The organism is Comamonas sp. MYb396, assembly GCF_037479555.1.
Lineage (GTDB): Bacteria > Pseudomonadota > Gammaproteobacteria > Burkholderiales > Burkholderiaceae_C > Comamonas.
Genome location: NZ_JBBGYU010000006.1, coordinates 1 through 15,063 on the forward strand (window position 1 = coordinate 1; position 15,063 = coordinate 15,063).

14 protein-coding genes are annotated in these 15,063 nt (G+C 64.8%); 3 read left to right on the forward strand and 11 right to left on the reverse strand.

All coding sequences use genetic code 11. The features are described from left to right. Nucleotides 1-72: 72 nt before the first annotated feature. The 7 genes from WH265_RS14565 to WH265_RS14595 form a co-directional block, all read right to left on the reverse strand. Complete coding sequence (locus WH265_RS14565; RefSeq protein ID WP_339558748.1) at nt 73-1,332, reverse strand: phenylacetate--CoA ligase family protein; 1,260 nt, start codon at nt 1,330-1,332, stop codon at nt 73-75. A 104-nt stretch (nt 1,333-1,436) separates the two neighbouring features. Further along, nucleotides 1,437-2,276, reverse strand: coding sequence for an ABC transporter ATP-binding protein (locus WH265_RS14570; RefSeq protein WP_021028666.1), 840 nt, complete (start codon nt 2,274-2,276; stop codon nt 1,437-1,439). Between the two features lie 131 nt (nt 2,277-2,407). Further along, entirely contained in the window at nt 2,408-3,721 is a 1,314-nt protein-coding gene (locus WH265_RS14575) for an ABC transporter substrate-binding protein (protein WP_021028667.1), read from the reverse strand. A 77-nt stretch (nt 3,722-3,798) separates the two neighbouring features. After that, nucleotides 3,799-4,863 (reverse strand): branched-chain amino acid ABC transporter permease, encoded by a 1,065-nt coding sequence (locus WH265_RS14580; protein WP_021028668.1) that lies wholly within the window; start codon nt 4,861-4,863, stop codon nt 3,799-3,801. 15 nt (nt 4,864-4,878) lie between these two features. After that, nucleotides 4,879-5,808, reverse strand: a complete 930-nt coding sequence (locus tag WH265_RS14585) for a branched-chain amino acid ABC transporter permease (protein ID WP_021028670.1) — start codon at nt 5,806-5,808, stop codon at nt 4,879-4,881. 22 nt (nt 5,809-5,830) lie between these two features. Next, nucleotides 5,831-6,613, reverse strand: a complete 783-nt coding sequence (locus WH265_RS14590; protein ID WP_133855165.1) for an ABC transporter ATP-binding protein — start codon at nt 6,611-6,613, stop codon at nt 5,831-5,833. 25 nt (nt 6,614-6,638) lie between these two features. Beyond that, the gene (locus WH265_RS14595; RefSeq protein ID WP_339558749.1) at nt 6,639-8,585 is read right to left on the reverse strand and encodes an AMP-dependent synthetase/ligase; all 1,947 of its coding nucleotides are present in this window, start codon (nt 8,583-8,585) and stop codon (nt 6,639-6,641) included. Between the two features lie 186 nt (nt 8,586-8,771). On the opposite strand from WH265_RS14595, the gene WH265_RS14600 reads away from it, so the two are divergent. After that, on the forward strand, nt 8,772-9,740 hold the full coding sequence (locus WH265_RS14600) for an alpha/beta hydrolase family protein (protein WP_339558750.1): 969 nt from the start codon (nt 8,772-8,774) through the stop codon (nt 9,738-9,740). Nucleotides 9,741-9,751: 11 nt separating this feature from the next. Here WH265_RS14600 and WH265_RS14605 read toward each other — a convergent pair whose 3' ends face one another. Beyond that, a complete protein-coding gene (locus tag WH265_RS14605; protein ID WP_021028674.1) occupies nt 9,752-10,006 on the reverse strand; it encodes an acyl-CoA-binding protein in 255 nt (84 codons plus the stop codon). Nucleotides 10,007-10,206: 200 nt separating this feature from the next. On the opposite strand from WH265_RS14605, the gene WH265_RS14610 reads away from it, so the two are divergent. Continuing rightward, entirely contained in the window at nt 10,207-10,947 is a 741-nt protein-coding gene (locus WH265_RS14610) for a Crp/Fnr family transcriptional regulator (protein WP_021028675.1), read from the forward strand. A 5-nt stretch (nt 10,948-10,952) separates the two neighbouring features. On the opposite strand, the gene WH265_RS14615 is transcribed toward WH265_RS14610, so the two are convergent. Next, entirely contained in the window at nt 10,953-11,177 is a 225-nt protein-coding gene (locus tag WH265_RS14615) for a hypothetical protein (protein ID WP_339558751.1), read from the reverse strand. Nucleotides 11,178-11,510: 333 nt separating this feature from the next. Here WH265_RS14615 and WH265_RS14620 point away from each other — a divergent pair, with 333 nt between their 5' ends. Then, nucleotides 11,511-13,184: a pseudouridine synthase gene (locus tag WH265_RS14620; protein ID WP_339558752.1), complete on the forward strand. Its 1,674-nt coding sequence runs from the start codon at nt 11,511-11,513 to the stop codon at nt 13,182-13,184. Nucleotides 13,185-13,257: 73 nt separating this feature from the next. On the opposite strand, the gene WH265_RS14625 is transcribed toward WH265_RS14620, so the two are convergent. Beyond that, nucleotides 13,258-13,716 carry a hypothetical protein gene (locus tag WH265_RS14625; protein WP_339558753.1) on the reverse strand — a complete coding sequence of 153 codons (459 nt, stop codon included), beginning with the start codon at nt 13,714-13,716 and terminating at the stop codon, nt 13,258-13,260. 9 nt (nt 13,717-13,725) lie between these two features. After that, nucleotides 13,726-15,042: an amidase gene (locus WH265_RS14630; protein ID WP_339558754.1), complete on the reverse strand. Its 1,317-nt coding sequence runs from the start codon at nt 15,040-15,042 to the stop codon at nt 13,726-13,728. Nucleotides 15,043-15,063: the final 21 nt, after the last annotated feature.

A 15,063-nucleotide genomic window follows, 5' to 3' on the forward strand; every position in this document is an offset into this window, starting at 1 on the left:
AAACAAAACGCCCACATCGCCTTGGGCGATGTGGCCGTTTTGCGTAGTCAATTTGCTGGATCGCAACCGCGCTCAGTCGTAACTCCGCGCATCCTCAATCACCTTGCCATCATTGGGCAGCTCGCCCGGGCGCAGCAGCGCGATGTCGGCGCGCAGCTTGGTGACTTCGCGCACGGCGTCGGCGATCTGTTCGGCCAGGCCGGCGCCCAGCTCGGTGGTTTCCACCTGCAGGCTCATCTGGTCCTGGGCCATGGCGCCGCTGACGACCAAGCGCGCCTTTTGCACCTGGGGAAAGCGTTTGACGATCTCGGCGATCTGGCCGGGGTGCACAAACATGCCGCGCACCTTGGTGGTTTGGTCGGCGCGGCCCATCCAGCCCTTGATGCGGGTGTTGGTGCGGCCGCTGGGGCATTGGCCGGGGAGGATGGCCGAGAGGTCGCCGGTGCCAAAGCGGATCAGCGGGTAGTCGGTGTTGAGCGTGGTGACGACCAGCTCGCCGACCTCGCCTTCGGCCACCGGGTCGCCGGTGCCGGGGCGCACGATCTCGACAATCACGTTCTCGTCCAGCACCAGGCCTTCACGGGCTTCGGTCTCGTAGGCGATCAGGCCCAGGTCGGCGGTGGCATAGCACTGGTAGGCGGCGACACCCCGGGCGCTGAACCAGTCGCGCAGCGAGGGCGGGCAGGCCTCGCCGGAGACGAGCGCCTTGGTCAGCGATGCAATGCGCTGGCCCTGGGCTTCGGCCTTTTCCAGGATGATCTTCAAAAAGCTGGGCGTGCCGATGTAGCCATGGGGGTGCAGATCGGCCATGGCCTGCACCTGCTGCTCGGTCTGGCCGGTGCCGGCGGGGAACACGGTGGCGCCCAGCGCCTGGGCGCCCGATTCCATCATCGAGCCGGCGGGCACAAAGTGGTAGCTGAAGCTGTTGTGCACCAGCTCACCGGCGCGAAAGCCGGCCGCATAGATGGCGCGGGCCATACGCCAGTAGTCACTGCGCCGGCCTTCGGGTTCATAGATGGGGCCGGGGCTGGCAAACATGCGCGGCATGGCGCTGCCAAAGGGCGCGGTGTTGAAGCCGCCAAAGATGGCGCGGCCCGGGTGCTGGGCGCGCTCGGCCTTCTGGCGCTCGAGCAGCTCATGCTTGCGGGTGACGGGCAGCTGCGCCAGCGCCGCGCGGCTGTTGATGCTGGCGGCATCGACGCCTTGCAGGATGCTGGCAAAGGCGGGGGAGTGTTGCTGGGCGTGCCGAATCTGGGCGGGCAGGCGGGCCATCAGATCGGCTTCGCGGGCAGCGGGGGCGCGGGACTCCAGATCGTCGTAGTGCGGGCTCATGCGGTTTCTCCGGGACGGGTAGTCGGTATTTTTTGGGGGCGAATCTGCCGCAGACGCCGGCATCTGGGCATCGGCCGGCGCGGTAATCGGATCGTTGCAGGGGCTTAGGCCAGCCAGCGCTTTCTGCGCTTGTAGCTCTTGACGTCCTTGAAGCTCTTGCGCTCGCCGCCGCCCATGCCCAGGTAGAACTCCTTGACGTCTTCGTTGTTGGCGAGGTCCTTGGCGGCGCCGTCCATCATGATGCGGCCGCTCTCCATGATGTAGCCGTAGTCGGCGTACTTCAGCGCCATATTGGTGTTCTGCTCGGCCAGCACGAAGGTGACCTTTTCCTTCTGGTTCAGGTCCTGCACGATGTTGAAGACTTCTTCAACGATCTGCGGGGCCAGGCCCATCGAGGGCTCATCGAGCAGCACCAGGCGCGGGTTGCTCATCAGCGCGCGGCCAATGGCGCACATCTGCTGCTCGCCGCCCGAGGTGTAGGCCGCCTGGCTGGTGCGGCGCGTCTTGAGGCGGGGGAAATAGTTGTAGACCTTGTCCAGGTTGGCGGCAATCTCGCCCTTGCTGGTGCGGGTGTAGCTGCCGGTCAGCAGGTTTTCTTCGATGGTCAGGTGGGCAAAGCAGTGCCGGCCTTCCATGACCTGCACGACGCCGCGCTTGACCAGGTCCGATGGGGTCAGCGCCTCGATGCGTTCGCCTTCGAGCTCGATGCTGCCCTTGGTGACCTCGCCGCGCTCGCCCTTGAGCAGGTTGGAGATGGCGCGCAAGGTGGTGGTCTTGCCGGCGCCATTGCCGCCCAGGATGGCCACGATCGATTCGCGCGGCACCGACAGCGAGACGCCTTTGAGCACCAGGATCACATGGTTGTAGATCACCTCGATGCCGTTGACGACCAAAAGCGGCGCTGCTGCGGATGGGGTGGAAGCTGTTTGCGGGGAATCGGTCATGCCGTCACCTGATCTCTCAACAAAATGGATGGCGGGCGGCCCCGGGGAAGCGGGCGCCTTCCGCAAGGGAAGGGCGCCAGGGGCCAGCCACGAGAGGCCCCGGGCCCATCAGGCCCAGGGACCACGCAGCCTTAGCTGCAGGAACGCGGCGTCACGTTCTTTTCCTTGGCGTACTTGTCGGCGTACTCCTTGACCAGCGGGTCGATCAAGGTCTTGTCCGATTGGTACCAGTCCGAGGTCACGTTGAACTTGCTGCCGTCCCAGGTGGCGATACGCGCCCAGTCGGCACCCAGGTGGTTGTCACAGCTGGTCTTGAAGGGGCGGATGATCTTGCCAAAGCCCAGCTCGTTGAGGCGCTCCTGGGTCATGTTCATGTTTTCCAGGCCCCAGCGCACTTGCTCGGAGGTCATGACCTTGCCCTTGCCGTACTTCTCTTGGGCGGTGCGGATGGCTTCGACCTGCAGCATCGCGATCACCATGCCGCGCGTGTGTGCCAGCTGGCCCAGCTCCTTGGGATCGGACGCAGTGCCCTGGCCCTTGTCGTACAGCGAGGCCTTCACGTCGTCATGCACCTTGTCGCGCTCGGCGGTGTTGTGGATGGTGACGGTGTTGTAGCCCTTGGCGCCGGCACCGATGTCCTTGACGTCATGGTCGGAGCCGCCCCACCAGATGGCGTACATCTTCTCGCGCGGGTAGCCGGTGGCCTGGGCTTCGCGCACGGCAGTTGGCGTCATCACGCCGGCCGACCACAGCAGCACATAGTCAGGGCGGTTCTGGCGGATCTGCAGCCAGGTGGATTTCTGCTCTACGCCGGGGGCGGTGACGGGCAGCAGCATCAGGTCAAAGCCTTCCTTGGCGGCGCGCTTTTGCAGCAGCGGGATGGGTTCCTTGCCATAAGGCGAGTCATGGTAGACCAGCGCGATCTTCTTGCCCTTGAGGCTGCCCTTTTCCTTCTTCAGGATGTCCTGCACGATGGAATCGGCAGCGGTCCAGTAGTTGCCCAGCAGCGGGAAGTTCCACTCGAACACCTTGCCATCGGCCGATTGCGACAGGCCGTAACCAGGGGTGATGACGGGCATCTTGTCGCCCGCGGCCTTGTCGGTCACGGCAAAGGTGATGCCGGTCGATTGCGTGTCAAAGCCGGAAGCGCCGCCGTCGCGGCCCTTGAGGCGCTCATAGCATTCCACGCCCTTGGCGGTGTCGTAGGCGGTTTCGCACTCTTCGAACTTGATCTTCACGCCGTTGATGCCGCCCTTGGCATTGACGAGCTTGAGGTAGTCCTGCTTGCCGTCACCCCATGGGATGCCCAGCGGTGCGAACTGGCCGGTGCGGTAGACCAGCAGCGGAACGAATTGCTCCTGGGCTTGCGCGGCCGGGGCAGCCATCATGGCCCCCATACCCAGGGCTGCCGTAGCAGCGGCGATCACAGCTTTCTTGAAAGACATGGTTCTATCTCCTTAGGGTTGTTGGGGCGGGTGACCCCCACTTGCGAACACTCTGCGTTGCTCTCGGTAAAAAACACTCAATGCGGGAACGGCCACAGACGCAACTTCTGGCGGGCCGTGGCCCACAGCTTGGCCAATCCATGGGGTTCGACAATCAGGAAAAACACGATCAGCGCGCCAAACACCATGTGCTCCAGGTAGGTGGCGGTCGCCGTCGAGATCGGCAGGCCCAGCCAGTGCGGCACCTGGGTCAGAAAGATCGGCAGCAGCACAAAGAAGGCCGCGCCAAAGATGCTGCCCACGATGGAGCCCAGGCCGCCGATGATGATCATGAACAGCAGCTGGAAGGAACGGTCCAGGCTGAAGGCGGCGGGCTCCCAGGCGCCCAGGTGGACAAAGCCCCAGAGCGCGCCAGCAATGCCGACGATAAAGCTGCTGACGGCAAAGGCCGAGAGCTTGGCGTACATGGGGCGGATGCCGATCACGCTGGCGGCCACATCCATGTCGCGCATGGCCATCCACTCGCGGCCGATGGCGCTGCGCACCAGGTTCTTGGCCATCAGGCCCAGCACACAGAGGATGACCAGGCAGAACAGGTACTTCTGCACTGGCGTCTCGATTGGCATGCCGAACACCTGCAGCTTGCCGGCGCTGACCGAACCGGACGAGGAGTAGTTGCTGACCCAGGCGGCGCGGCTGGTGAGCCAGTCCATGAAGAACTGGGCCGCCAGGGTGGCCACGGCCAGGTACAGGCCGCGAATGCGCAGGCTGGGCAGGCCAAACAGCACGCCCACCAGCATGGACACCAGGCCGCCACCGATCAGCGACAGGATCAGCGGCATGCCTTCAAAGCGCACATGGAAGTTGTAGGCCGCATAGGCGCCGGCTGCCATGAAGGCGCCGGTGCCCAGCGAGATCTGGCCGCAGTAGCCCACCAGGATGTTGAGCCCGATGGCGCCCAGCGACATGATCAGAAAGGGGATCAGCACCGCCTTGAAGGTGTAGTCGCTAAAGCCCAGGGGCACCAGCACAAAGGCCACCAGCAGCAGGGCGAGCATCGCCCACTTGTCCTGCAGCACCGGGAAGATCTGCTGATCGGCCGCGTAGCTGGTCTTGAACTGGCCATTTTCACGATAAAACATAGGTCAGGTCTCCAGTTACACGCGGTCAATGATCTTGTCACCAAACAAACCTTGGGGACGGAACAGCAGGAAGCACAGCGCCAGGCCGTAGGCAAACCAGGTCTCGATACCGCCGCCCACATAGGGGCCCAGGTAGACCTCGGAGAGCTTCTCACCCACGCCGATGATTAGACCGCCGACGATGGCTCCGGGCACCGAGGTGAGGCCGCCCAGGATCACGACCGGCAAGGCCTTCAGGGCGACCAGCGACAGCGAATACTGCACGCCCAGCTTGGAGCCCCAGATGATGCCGACCACCAGCGCCACACAGCCAGCCACCGACCAGACAATGACCCAGATGCGCGAGAGCGGAATGCCGATGGACTGGGCGGCCTGGTGGTCATCGGCCACGGCGCGCAGCGCGCGGCCGGTCTTGGTCTTTTGGAAGAAGACGCTCAGCACCAGCACCAGCACGGCGGCAATGCCGGCGGCATACAGGTCTTCCTGGCTGATCAGCACGCCGCCCTGGAACATGTTTTCCAGCACGAACATGGGGTCCTTGGGCATGCCCACATTGATGCTGTAGACGGCCGAGCCAAAGATCATCGGGCCCAGGCCGTCGAGGAAGTAGGCGATGCCCAGGGTGGCCATCAGCAGCGCGATGGGCTCCTGGTTGACGAGGTAGCGCAGCGCAAAGCGCTCGATCGCCCAGGCAACGCCGACCATGATGACCATGGCGACGACGAGCGCCAGCGCGATGCTGAGCACACCGGGCTCCATGCCCAGCCACTTCGGAATCCATTCGGAAAAGCGGGCCATCGCCAGCGCGGCAAACAGCACCATCGCCCCCATGGCGAAGTTGAAGACGCCCGAGGCCTTGAAGATCAGCACAAAGCCCAGCGCGATGAGCGCGTAGAGCATGCCCACCATCAGGCCACCAAACAAAGTTTCAAGAAAAAATGCCATTGCGGTCCCCTGGGGTCTGTGCTCAGTGGCCCGCGCCCAGATAGGCGCGGATCACATCTTCGTTATTGCGGACTTCTTCGGGCGTGCCGTCGCCAATCTTCTTGCCGTAATCCAGCACCACCACCCGGTCGGAGATATCCATCACCACGCCCATGTCGTGCTCGATCAGCACGATGGTGGTGCCGAACTCGTCGTTCACATCGAGGATGAAGCGGCACATGTCCTGCTTTTCCTCGACGTTCATGCCGGCCATCGGTTCGTCGAGCAGCAGCACCTTGGGCTCCATCGCCAGCGCGCGGCCCAGGTCGACCCGTTTTTGCAGGCCGTAGGGCAGCTGGCCCACGGGTGTCTTGCGGAAAGCCTGGATCTCCAGAAAGTCGATGATGTGCTCGACAAACTCCCGCTGCTGGATCTCCTCGCGCTGGGCCGGGCCCAGGCGCAGCGCCTGCATCAGCAGGTTGCTTTTGATCTTCAGGTTGCGGCCGGTCATGATGTTGTCGATCACGCTCATGCCCTTGAACAGCGCCAGGTTCTGGAAGGTGCGGGCCACGCCCATCTCGGCAACCTGGCGGCTGTTCATGTGCGCAAAGGTCTGGCCGCGAAAGCTGATCGCGCCTTCGGACGGCGTATAGACGCCGTTGATGCAGTTGAGCATGGAGCTCTTGCCGGCGCCGTTGGGGCCGATGATGGAGCGGATCTCATGCTCCTTGACGTTGAAGGAGATATCCGTCAGCGCCTTGACGCCGCCAAAGCGCAGGCTGATGTTCTTGATATCAAGAATGACGTCACCGATTTTTTTGCTCATGGGTGGCTTTCTCTTGGCTGGGCGCTCAGGCAACCGACTTCAGCGGCGCGAAGGTCTTGCTGTCGGCGATCTTCAAGGTGGCGCTGACGCTGCCGCTGCGGCCGTCTTCAAACTTCACCTGGGTCTCGATGAACTGCTCGCTGCGCCCGGCGTAGAGCGCATCGACCAGCACGCCGTACTTGTCGGCGATAAAGCCACGGCGCACCTTGTTGGTACGGGTCAGCTCGCCGTCATCGGCATCGAGCTCCTTGTGCAGGATCAGGAAGCGCGTCACCTGGCTGCCGGCCAGCATCGCATCGGTGGCCAGGTCGGCATTGACCTTCTCGACACAGTTCTGGATCAAGGTGTAGACCTGTGGCTTTTGCGCCAGGTCGGTGTAGCCGGCGTAGGGCAGGTTCTGGCGCTCGGCCCAGTTGCCGACAGCTTCGAAGTCGATATTGATCATCGCGCAGACCTTCTCGCGCCCATCCCCCAGGGCCACGGCCTCCTTGATGAAGGGGAAGAACTTGAGCTTGTTCTCGACATACTTGGGTGCAAACATCGCGCCGTCGTTGCTGCCGCCTTTGAGGCGCCCGACGTCCTTGACGCGGTCGATGATCTTGAGCTGGCCGCTCTTGTCCAGAAAGCCTGCATCGCTGGTGTGGTACCAGCCGTCTTCGCTCAGCACCTCGGCCGTTGCCTTGGGGTTCTTGTAGTACTCCTTCAAGAGGCCGGGGGACTTCACCAGAATCTCGCCGTTGTCGGCCATCTTGATCTCGACGCCGCGAATCGGGTTGCCCACGGTATCGGCAAACACCTGGTTGTCGGGCTGGATGCAGACGAACACGGCGGTCTCGGTCGAGCCGTAGAGCTGCTTCAAGTTGATGCCGATGGAGCGGAAAAAGCTGAACAGGTCGGGGCCAATCGCCTCGCCGGCCGTATAGGCCACGCGCACGCGGCTAAAGCCCATGTTGTTGCGCAGCGGGCCAAACACCATCAGGTCGCCCAGCTTGTAGCTGATCTTGTCCAAGAGGCTCACCGGCTGGCCATCGCGCAGCGCCGGGCCCACACGCTTGGCCACCGCCATGAAGTGCTGGAACATCTTGCGCTTGATGAGGCCGGCGTCTTCCATGCGGATCATCACGCTGGTGAGGATGCCTTCGAACACGCGCGGCGGCGCAAAGTAGTAGGTGGGGCCGACTTCCTTGAGGTCGATCTGCACGGTGGCATTGGACTCGGGGCAGTTCACCACATAGCCGCAGGCCAGCCATTGCGAGTAGCTGAAGATGTTCTGGCCGATCCAGGCCGGGGGCAGGTAGGCCAGCACTTCCTCGCCATGGCCGAGCTTTTCAAACTCGGCGCCGGCGGAGGCGCTCTCCAGCAAGGAGCTATGCGTGTGCACCACGCCCTTGGGGTTGCCGGTGGTGCCGGAGGTGAAGAACATCGCCGCCACATCGCCGTTGTGGGTGGCATCGACCTGCTGCTGGAACCAGCCGGGGTTGGCCGCAACAAAGGTCTCGCCGCTGGCGATCAGGCTGTCGAGCGAGGCCAGGCCGGGCTCTTCGTAGTTGCGCAGGCCCCGTGGGTCGTCGTAGTAGACATGGCTGATCTGCGGGCATTGCTCGCGCAGCTCCAGCAGCTTGTCGACCTGTTCCTGGTCTTCGACCAGGCAAAAACGCACCTCGGCATTGTTCAGCGGAAACACGCATTCGGCCGCCACCGCATCCTGGTAAAGCGGCACAGGGATGGCGCCAATCGACTGGGCGGCCAGCATGCTGGCATACAGGCGCGGGCGGTTGGCCCCCATCAGCACCAGGTGCTCGCCGCGCGCCAGGCCCGCTTGCGACAGACCGGCCGCTATCTTGGCCACCATCACCGCCAGCTCGGACCAGCTATAGCTTTGCCAAATGCCGTATTCCTTTTCACGCAATGCTGCGGCCCCGGGCCGATTGGCCGCGTGCTGCAGCAATAGCTTGGGAAATGTCGTTGACATGGTTGTCTCCTATGCCGTTTTTTGTAGATCACAAGTGCCATGCCTTGCGTCCTGTTGAAACCGAATGTAGATTCAGCTTTGACGTTGTTTTGTCTTTATGACGACAATCTGCGGGAAAACGCTGTAGGTACTTTCCTGCGGCTGGCAAATATTCCGGCGCTTGGGCCGAAGAAGGGGAGATATCGGATGGGACGTTGTCGATCTGCGCTGCTGGCAGCGCTGTTGGCGGGTAGCGCTTGGGCGGCACACAGCGCGGGCCTGCAGCGGTTCACGGTCGCGGGCGAGCCGCCGCTGCAGGCCATGCTTTGGACGCCTTGCGCCCAGCCGCCAGAGCCCATCAAGCGCGGGCCTTTTGAGCTGATGGCGACGGACAATTGCCCGGTCGCTGCCAGCGGCAAGCTGCCCTGGGTGGTTATCTCGCATGGCTATGCGGGCAGTGCGCTCAGCCACTGGAACCTGGCCGCTGCGCTGGCCGATGGCGGTATCGCTGTGCTGAGCCTGAACCACCGCCTGGATTCGGCGCTGAACCTGGTGCAAGGCGGCAGTTTTGCGGCGCTGGAAGCGCGGCCCGCCGATGTGCGCCGCGCGATCAATGGCGTGCTGGCAGACAGCCGCTGGAGCGCCGTGCTGGATGCGCAGCGCATCGGCTTTTTGGGTTTTTCACGCGGGGCCTATACCGGTCTGGTACTCGCCGGTGCCAGGCCCGATTTTGCGCAGTTGGCGGGCCATTGCCCCGAGCCGCAGTCGCCCCTGTGCCAGGCGATCGCGCAGGGACAGGCGCCTGCGCTGAAGCCCCAGCCGGAGCCACGCATCAAAGCCATGGTGCTGGCCGATCCGCTGGCGGCTTTTGGTGCCAGCAGTGGTTTGGAAAAGCTGAAGCTGCCGCTGCAGCTGTGGGCATCAGAACAAGGTGGGGAAGGGGTGCCAGCGGGCTCGGTGCAGGCGTTGGCCCAATGGCTGCCTGCCGGTAAGACGGCCAAGCCGCCCGTGCATGGGGTGGCAGGTGCCGCGCACTTTGCGTTTTTGGCGCCCTGCAGTGCGCAGCTGGCGGCCGCCGCGCCCCAGATCTGCAGCGACCCGGCAGGCTTTGACCGCCGCGCTTTTCAACAGCGCTGGGCGGCTGAGGTGCTGGCGTTTTTCCGCCAGCAACTATAGCTAAGGCTGGTTTAGAGCAGCTCTTGGATCATGTCGATGTACTGCTGCTTCGCATCATCCTGCGCCATGCCCTTGCACTGGTTCCAGGCGTTCCACTTGGCCGAGGCAACAAAGTCGGTAAAGCCGGGTTTGGGCTCGTTGTTGTCGCCATGCGCGCCTTGCTTGTACAGACCATAGAGCTTGAGCAGGGTCTGGTTGTCGGGGCGCTCGCTCATGTTCAGGGCGGCTTCCTTGGCAGCTTCAAAGGCGGTGTTCAGATCGGACATGGGGACCTCATGGTGTGGGGATGATGGAGCAGGGCTGCCAGTGTAGCTTGCAGCAGCGCGCGCAAGCCCGGGCATTTTGCTGATGTCTCACGGCTGCGACTGCCCGCAGCGCCGGCTTGCTGCGCAGGTGACAAATGCAGGACTGGCCTTGGTAGCCACCCCCTTTGCAGCCGCATCAAGCTGGTGCATTCTTGGCCGCCATGAGCCCGCATGCCTCTCTCTACCAACGCCGCCGTGCCCCGCATGCTGCGGAAGTGGCCGACATCCCCTGGATCCCCGTTCTGCAGCCTGCCGAGCGCGACTATGCCGTGCGCCAGCTGATGGTGACCGAGGCCGAGCCGGGCGAGTATGTCTGCCGCGTCGGCAAGCCGGTGACCTACTGGTTTGGCGTGATCGAGGGCCTCTTGAAGATGAGCGCCGAAGACAGCGAGGGCCGCACGATGACCTTTGCCGGCCTGCCGCGCACCGGCTGGTTTGGCGAGGGCACGGCGCTCAAACGCGAGATCTACCGCTACGACATCCAGGCGCTGCGCAAAAGCTCCGTCTGCGGTATCCCCGTCGATGCCTTCCATTGGCTGCTGGACCATTCGCTGGGCTTTAACCGCTTTGTGATGCACCAGCTCAACGAGCGGCTGGCGCAGTTCATCAGCGCCCGCGAGATCGACCGTTTGAACCGGCCCGAGGAGCGGGTGGCCCGCACGCTCGCTGCGCTGTTCAACCCCGTGCTCTGCCCGGGGGTGAGCGACGTGCTGCGCATCACCCAGCAGGAGCTGGCCTACCTGGTGGGCCTGTCGCGCCAGCGGGTGAACGAAGCCCTGGCTGCCTTGCAGCACCAGGGCTTTATCCGCATTGAGTACGGCGGCCTGCGTGTGCTCGATCTGCAGGCCCTGCGCGGACAGGGCTGGCTGGTCAAGCCGCAGCGCGCCGATTTCGATTTGTAGCGCCGTTATGGCTTGGTGGCCGGGGCGGCGGGCGTCTCAGGCGTCGCCCCTGCAGGTGGCGGTGCGGGCATCGAGCCTCCGGGCGTGGTGTTGTCCGGAGTGGCGCGTGGCATCGGCGCGTTGGAGGCGCCCTTGTCGCAACCGCTCAAAGCCGCAACGCCCAGGACCAGGGCAGCAGCGGGCAGCCAGTACAGCGCATGGCGCGGGGTGCTTTGGCTAGTGGTCTTCATTCTTATCTCCTCAATAATGAATAAGTCCATGCTACGCCTCAATAATTGCTGCTTTTAAGCGCGCTTGCAGTGCTCACATCTATACGCATTCCGATGCATATCGCGCTAACCCGCATGGGCAGGGGCTTGGCGGGCTGTGGTGGTGGGCGATAGCGGTGGGAATGCGGAGGCGCATGGCCAGCGGCTGGGCATTTACGTAAGTAAGGGGCCAAGTTGTAAGTGCTGCTGAAAAAACAGGCAGGGGGCCTGCTCCTCTTTGTGCACAGACTTATCCACAGCTGCCATAGCCGTGCGCCCTGCTTGGAATGGCAAGACACGCGACAATAGCGGGCTATGTCAAATCCTCGCTCTCCAGCTGATTCGCCTGCCGCCGACGATGGCGAAGGCCGCAAAAAACTCACCCTGACCCGCAAACCCGCGCCCGCTCCCGTCGCGCGTGGCCGTGACGGAGGGCCGGGTGCGGACCGTCCGCGATCAGCTGGTGGCCCACGCCCCACAGGGCCCCGCCCTGGCGGCGACAGCCGATTCAGCGACAACCGAGGCGGCAGGGACAGCCGTGATGGTCGTGATAACCGTGACGCGCGCGACAGTCGGGATAGCTGGCCGGGCCGCGATAGGCCGGGCCTCGATAGGCCGGGCCTCGACAGGCCGGGCCGCGACAGCCGCGACGGCGGTTTTGGCCGTGGCGAGGCACGCGGTGGTGGCTACGGCCAGGATCGCCGTTTTGGCGACCGCGCTGATGGTGGCCGCCGTGACGATGCGCGCCCTTATGCGGGTCGCCCCGATGCTGGCCGCCCCTCCGCCGGGCGCCCCTATGCCGGGCGCGGTGACTTTGTCTCGGTAGGTGCTGGCTCGCGCGACCCGCGCCAGGATGGCCGCCGTCCCGCAGGCCCCCGCCAGGACGACCGCCGTAACGAAGGCCCACGTAGCTTTGGCCCCCGCCAGGACGACCGCCGTAACGACGGCCCACGTAGCTTTGGTCCACGCCAGGATGACCGCCGCAATGACGGCCCCCGTGGCTTTGGTCCCCGCTCGGACGGCCCCCGTTCCTTTGGCGCCGGTCCACGCCAGGATGGCTTCCGCTCCGAGCGCCCACGCGACGAAGCTCCGCGCCGGGATGCCCCGCGCCGGGATGCCCCGCGCCGGGAAGCCCCGCGCCGCGAGATGCCGTCCAACGTCTGGCGTGCCGATGCGCCCCAGCGCACGATGCAGACCGCCAAGGCCCAGGCCCAGAATGAGCAGTTGAAGGCCGAAGGCCAGGTGCGCGTGAACAAGCGCCTGTCCGACCTGGGCCTGTGCTCGCGCCGCGAGGGCGATGCCTGGATCGAGAACGGCTGGGTGCTGGTCAATGGCGTGGTCGCGACGATGGGCCAGCTGGTGGAGCTGACCGACAAGATCGAGATCCAGCGCGAGGCGCAGGACTTGCAGGCCCAGCAGGTGACGATTCTGATCAACAAGCCCATGGGCTATGTCAGCGGTCAGGCCGAAGACGGCCATGAGCCGGCGGTGGTGCTGGTCAACCCGCCCAACCACTGGCGCGAGGACCACAGCAAGACCCGGTTCAACTTCAGCCAGCTCAAGGGCCTGGCCCCTTGCGGCCGTCTGGATATCGACTCGATTGGCCTCTTGGTGATGACCCAGGACGGCCGCATTGCCAAGCACATCATTGGCGAGGACTCCGAGGTCGAGAAGGAATACCTGGTGCGCGTGACCTATGGCGCCGTTGAGCAGGATGTGCAGCAGCACTTCCCTGGCGACAAGCTGGCGCTGCTGCGCCATGGCCTGTCGCTGGATGGCGAAGCGCTGCTGCCCGCTGGCGTGGAATGGCAAAACCCCGAGCAGCTGCGCTTTGTGCTGCGCGAAGGCAAGAAGCGCCAGATCCGCCGCATGTGCGAGGCCGTGGGCCTGTTTGTCGTGGGCCTGAAGCGCATCCGCATCGGCAAGGTGGTGCTGGGCAATCTGCCGGTGGGGCAGTGGCGCTATCTGGGCGAGAACGAGCAGTTCTAAGCTGACTGCGCATCCGCTCTCCTTGAGGGCGGTGGCTTGAAAGCCCTCTCCGGCCTGACGGGTCTGGGAGGGCTTAGTTTTTGGCGATAGGCGGTTTGTGCGGGCGCGCCGCTGCAATGCCGCGGGCCATGCGCGCATTGCGCACTGCGGCGAGGCTCAGGCCCAACTGCGCAGCCACATCGGCGTCGGATGCGGTGCCCAGCAGCATCACTTCGTTGGGCTGCCAGCTGTGCTGGCTGTGCTTGCCCCGGCTGCTGTCCAGCGGGGCAATGCCTAGGGATCCACGCTTGGCCACGACGCTGGCCTTGCTGATGCCCCATTGCGTGGCCAGGCTGGCATCGCTGTCCTGGCCCAGCGCGGCGAGCATCTCCGGCGTCCAGTCCACATGGCCAAAGGCGGCAATGCCCAGGCTGTTGCGCTTGAGGTTCACCGTCTTGGCGCTGGTGCCCCAGCGCTCGGCCAGCACCGCATCCTTGTCCGTCCCCAAGGCGGCCAGCATCTCGTCGGTCCATTGCAGGCTTGCGCGTCCCATGCGGCGTCCTTATGCCTGGGCCAGCGCCTGCTCGGCGGCAGCGGCCAGGGCCAGCAAGTTGGCGTCCTGCATGCGCGCGCCCACCAGCATCAGGCCGACGGGCAGGCTGCCCGCAGAGCGCGGCAGCGGCAGCGGCAGCGGCAGCGAAATGGCCGGCAGGTCGTAGAAGTTGAAGATCGAGGTGTTGCGCAAAATCAGTGCATTGGCGGCGAAGAAGGCGCTGTCGTCCTCCAGCAGCGGTGCAATGGCTGGCGCGGTGATGGCGATGGTGGGCAGCAGCAGCAGGTCCACCTCCTGCATGGCGGCATCCATCTGGGCCATCCATTGCTGGCGCTGTTGCAGCAGCTGGATGTAGTAGGGCGCGCTCAACGCACGGCCCTTGTCCATGCGCGAGAGCACGCGTGGGTCAAAGGCATCGCGCTGCTGCACCAGCGCCTGCTGGTGGATGGCGGCGGCCTCGGCTGCAATCAAGGTGCCCTCGCTTTGCAACTGCGCAGGGGCGGCCATCAGCGCTTGCCAGGGCAGCTTGCGGATGCTGGCGCCTTGCGCCTGCAATGTGGCGATGGCCTGCTCGGTCTGGGCCAGCACCTCGTCGCTGCAATCGGTCCAGGGCAGGCCCTGGGGCAGGCCAATGCGCAGGCCTTGCAGGCTGCGCGGGGGCAGGGCTTGGGGGATGGTGCCGGCCATGGTGGCGTCGGCGGCCGCGCAATCGGCCACCGTGCGGGCCAGCGGGCCCAGCGCATCGAGGGTGTAGGACAGCGCAAATGCCCCGTCGCGCGAGACCCGCGCCTGCGTGGGCTTGAAGCCGGTGACGCCATTGAAGGCGGCGGGGATGCGTACCGAGCCGCCGGTGTCCGAGCCAATGGCGATATCGACCAGGCCCCGGCCGACGCTGACCCCAGCGCCGGAGGACGAGCCGCCGGGGATGTGCAGCGCATTGGCCGCATTGCCCGGCGTGCCGAAATGGGGGTTGATGCCCACGCCCGAGAACGCGAACTCCGTCATATTCGTCTTGCCGACGATCACCGCGCCGGCAGCGCGCAGGCGCTGCACCACCGGCGCATCTTGTGCGGCCGGGGCGCTGTGCCGGCGCATTTTTGCGCCGGCGGTGGTCACCTGGCCTGCGACATCGAGCAGGTCCTTGATGGACACGAGCTTGCCATCGAGCGGGCCCAGCGACAGGCCGCGCGCTGCGCGCTGGTCTGCGGCCTGCGCGGCCTCTTGGGCGGACTCGGGGTAGAGCTGGGTGAAGATGCGCTGCGCCTCGTCGCCCAGCGAGTTCAGGGTCTGCAGGCTCTGGGCAAGGCGTTCGGCGCTGGTGGGCATGGCGAAATCATTCAAAAATCT

Excerpts from the sequence above, each read along its gene's own strand:
- WH265_RS14565 (WP_339558748.1), bottom strand. The coding sequence starts at position 1,332 with ATGAGCCCGCACTACGACGATCTGGAGTCCCGCGCCCCCGCTGCCCGC.
- WH265_RS14570 (WP_021028666.1), bottom strand. The coding sequence starts at position 2,276 with ATGACCGATTCCCCGCAAACAGCTTCCACCCCATCCGCAGCAGCGCCG.
- WH265_RS14575 (WP_021028667.1), bottom strand. The coding sequence starts at position 3,721 with ATGTCTTTCAAGAAAGCTGTGATCGCCGCTGCTACGGCAGCCCTGGGT.
- WH265_RS14580 (WP_021028668.1), bottom strand. The coding sequence starts at position 4,863 with ATGTTTTATCGTGAAAATGGCCAGTTCAAGACCAGCTACGCGGCCGAT.
- WH265_RS14585 (WP_021028670.1), bottom strand. The coding sequence starts at position 5,808 with ATGGCATTTTTTCTTGAAACTTTGTTTGGTGGCCTGATGGTGGGCATG.
- WH265_RS14590 (WP_133855165.1), bottom strand. The coding sequence starts at position 6,613 with ATGAGCAAAAAAATCGGTGACGTCATTCTTGATATCAAGAACATCAGC.
- WH265_RS14595 (WP_339558749.1), bottom strand. The coding sequence starts at position 8,585 with ATGTCAACGACATTTCCCAAGCTATTGCTGCAGCACGCGGCCAATCGG.
- WH265_RS14600 (WP_339558750.1), top strand. The coding sequence starts at position 8,772 with ATGGGACGTTGTCGATCTGCGCTGCTGGCAGCGCTGTTGGCGGGTAGC.
- WH265_RS14605 (WP_021028674.1), bottom strand. The coding sequence starts at position 10,006 with ATGTCCGATCTGAACACCGCCTTTGAAGCTGCCAAGGAAGCCGCCCTG.
- WH265_RS14610 (WP_021028675.1), top strand. The coding sequence starts at position 10,207 with ATGAGCCCGCATGCCTCTCTCTACCAACGCCGCCGTGCCCCGCATGCT.
- WH265_RS14615 (WP_339558751.1), bottom strand. The coding sequence starts at position 11,177 with ATGAAGACCACTAGCCAAAGCACCCCGCGCCATGCGCTGTACTGGCTG.
- WH265_RS14620 (WP_339558752.1), top strand. The coding sequence starts at position 11,511 with ATGTCAAATCCTCGCTCTCCAGCTGATTCGCCTGCCGCCGACGATGGC.
- WH265_RS14625 (WP_339558753.1), bottom strand. The coding sequence starts at position 13,716 with ATGGGACGCGCAAGCCTGCAATGGACCGACGAGATGCTGGCCGCCTTG.
- WH265_RS14630 (WP_339558754.1), bottom strand. The coding sequence starts at position 15,042 with ATGCCCACCAGCGCCGAACGCCTTGCCCAGAGCCTGCAGACCCTGAAC.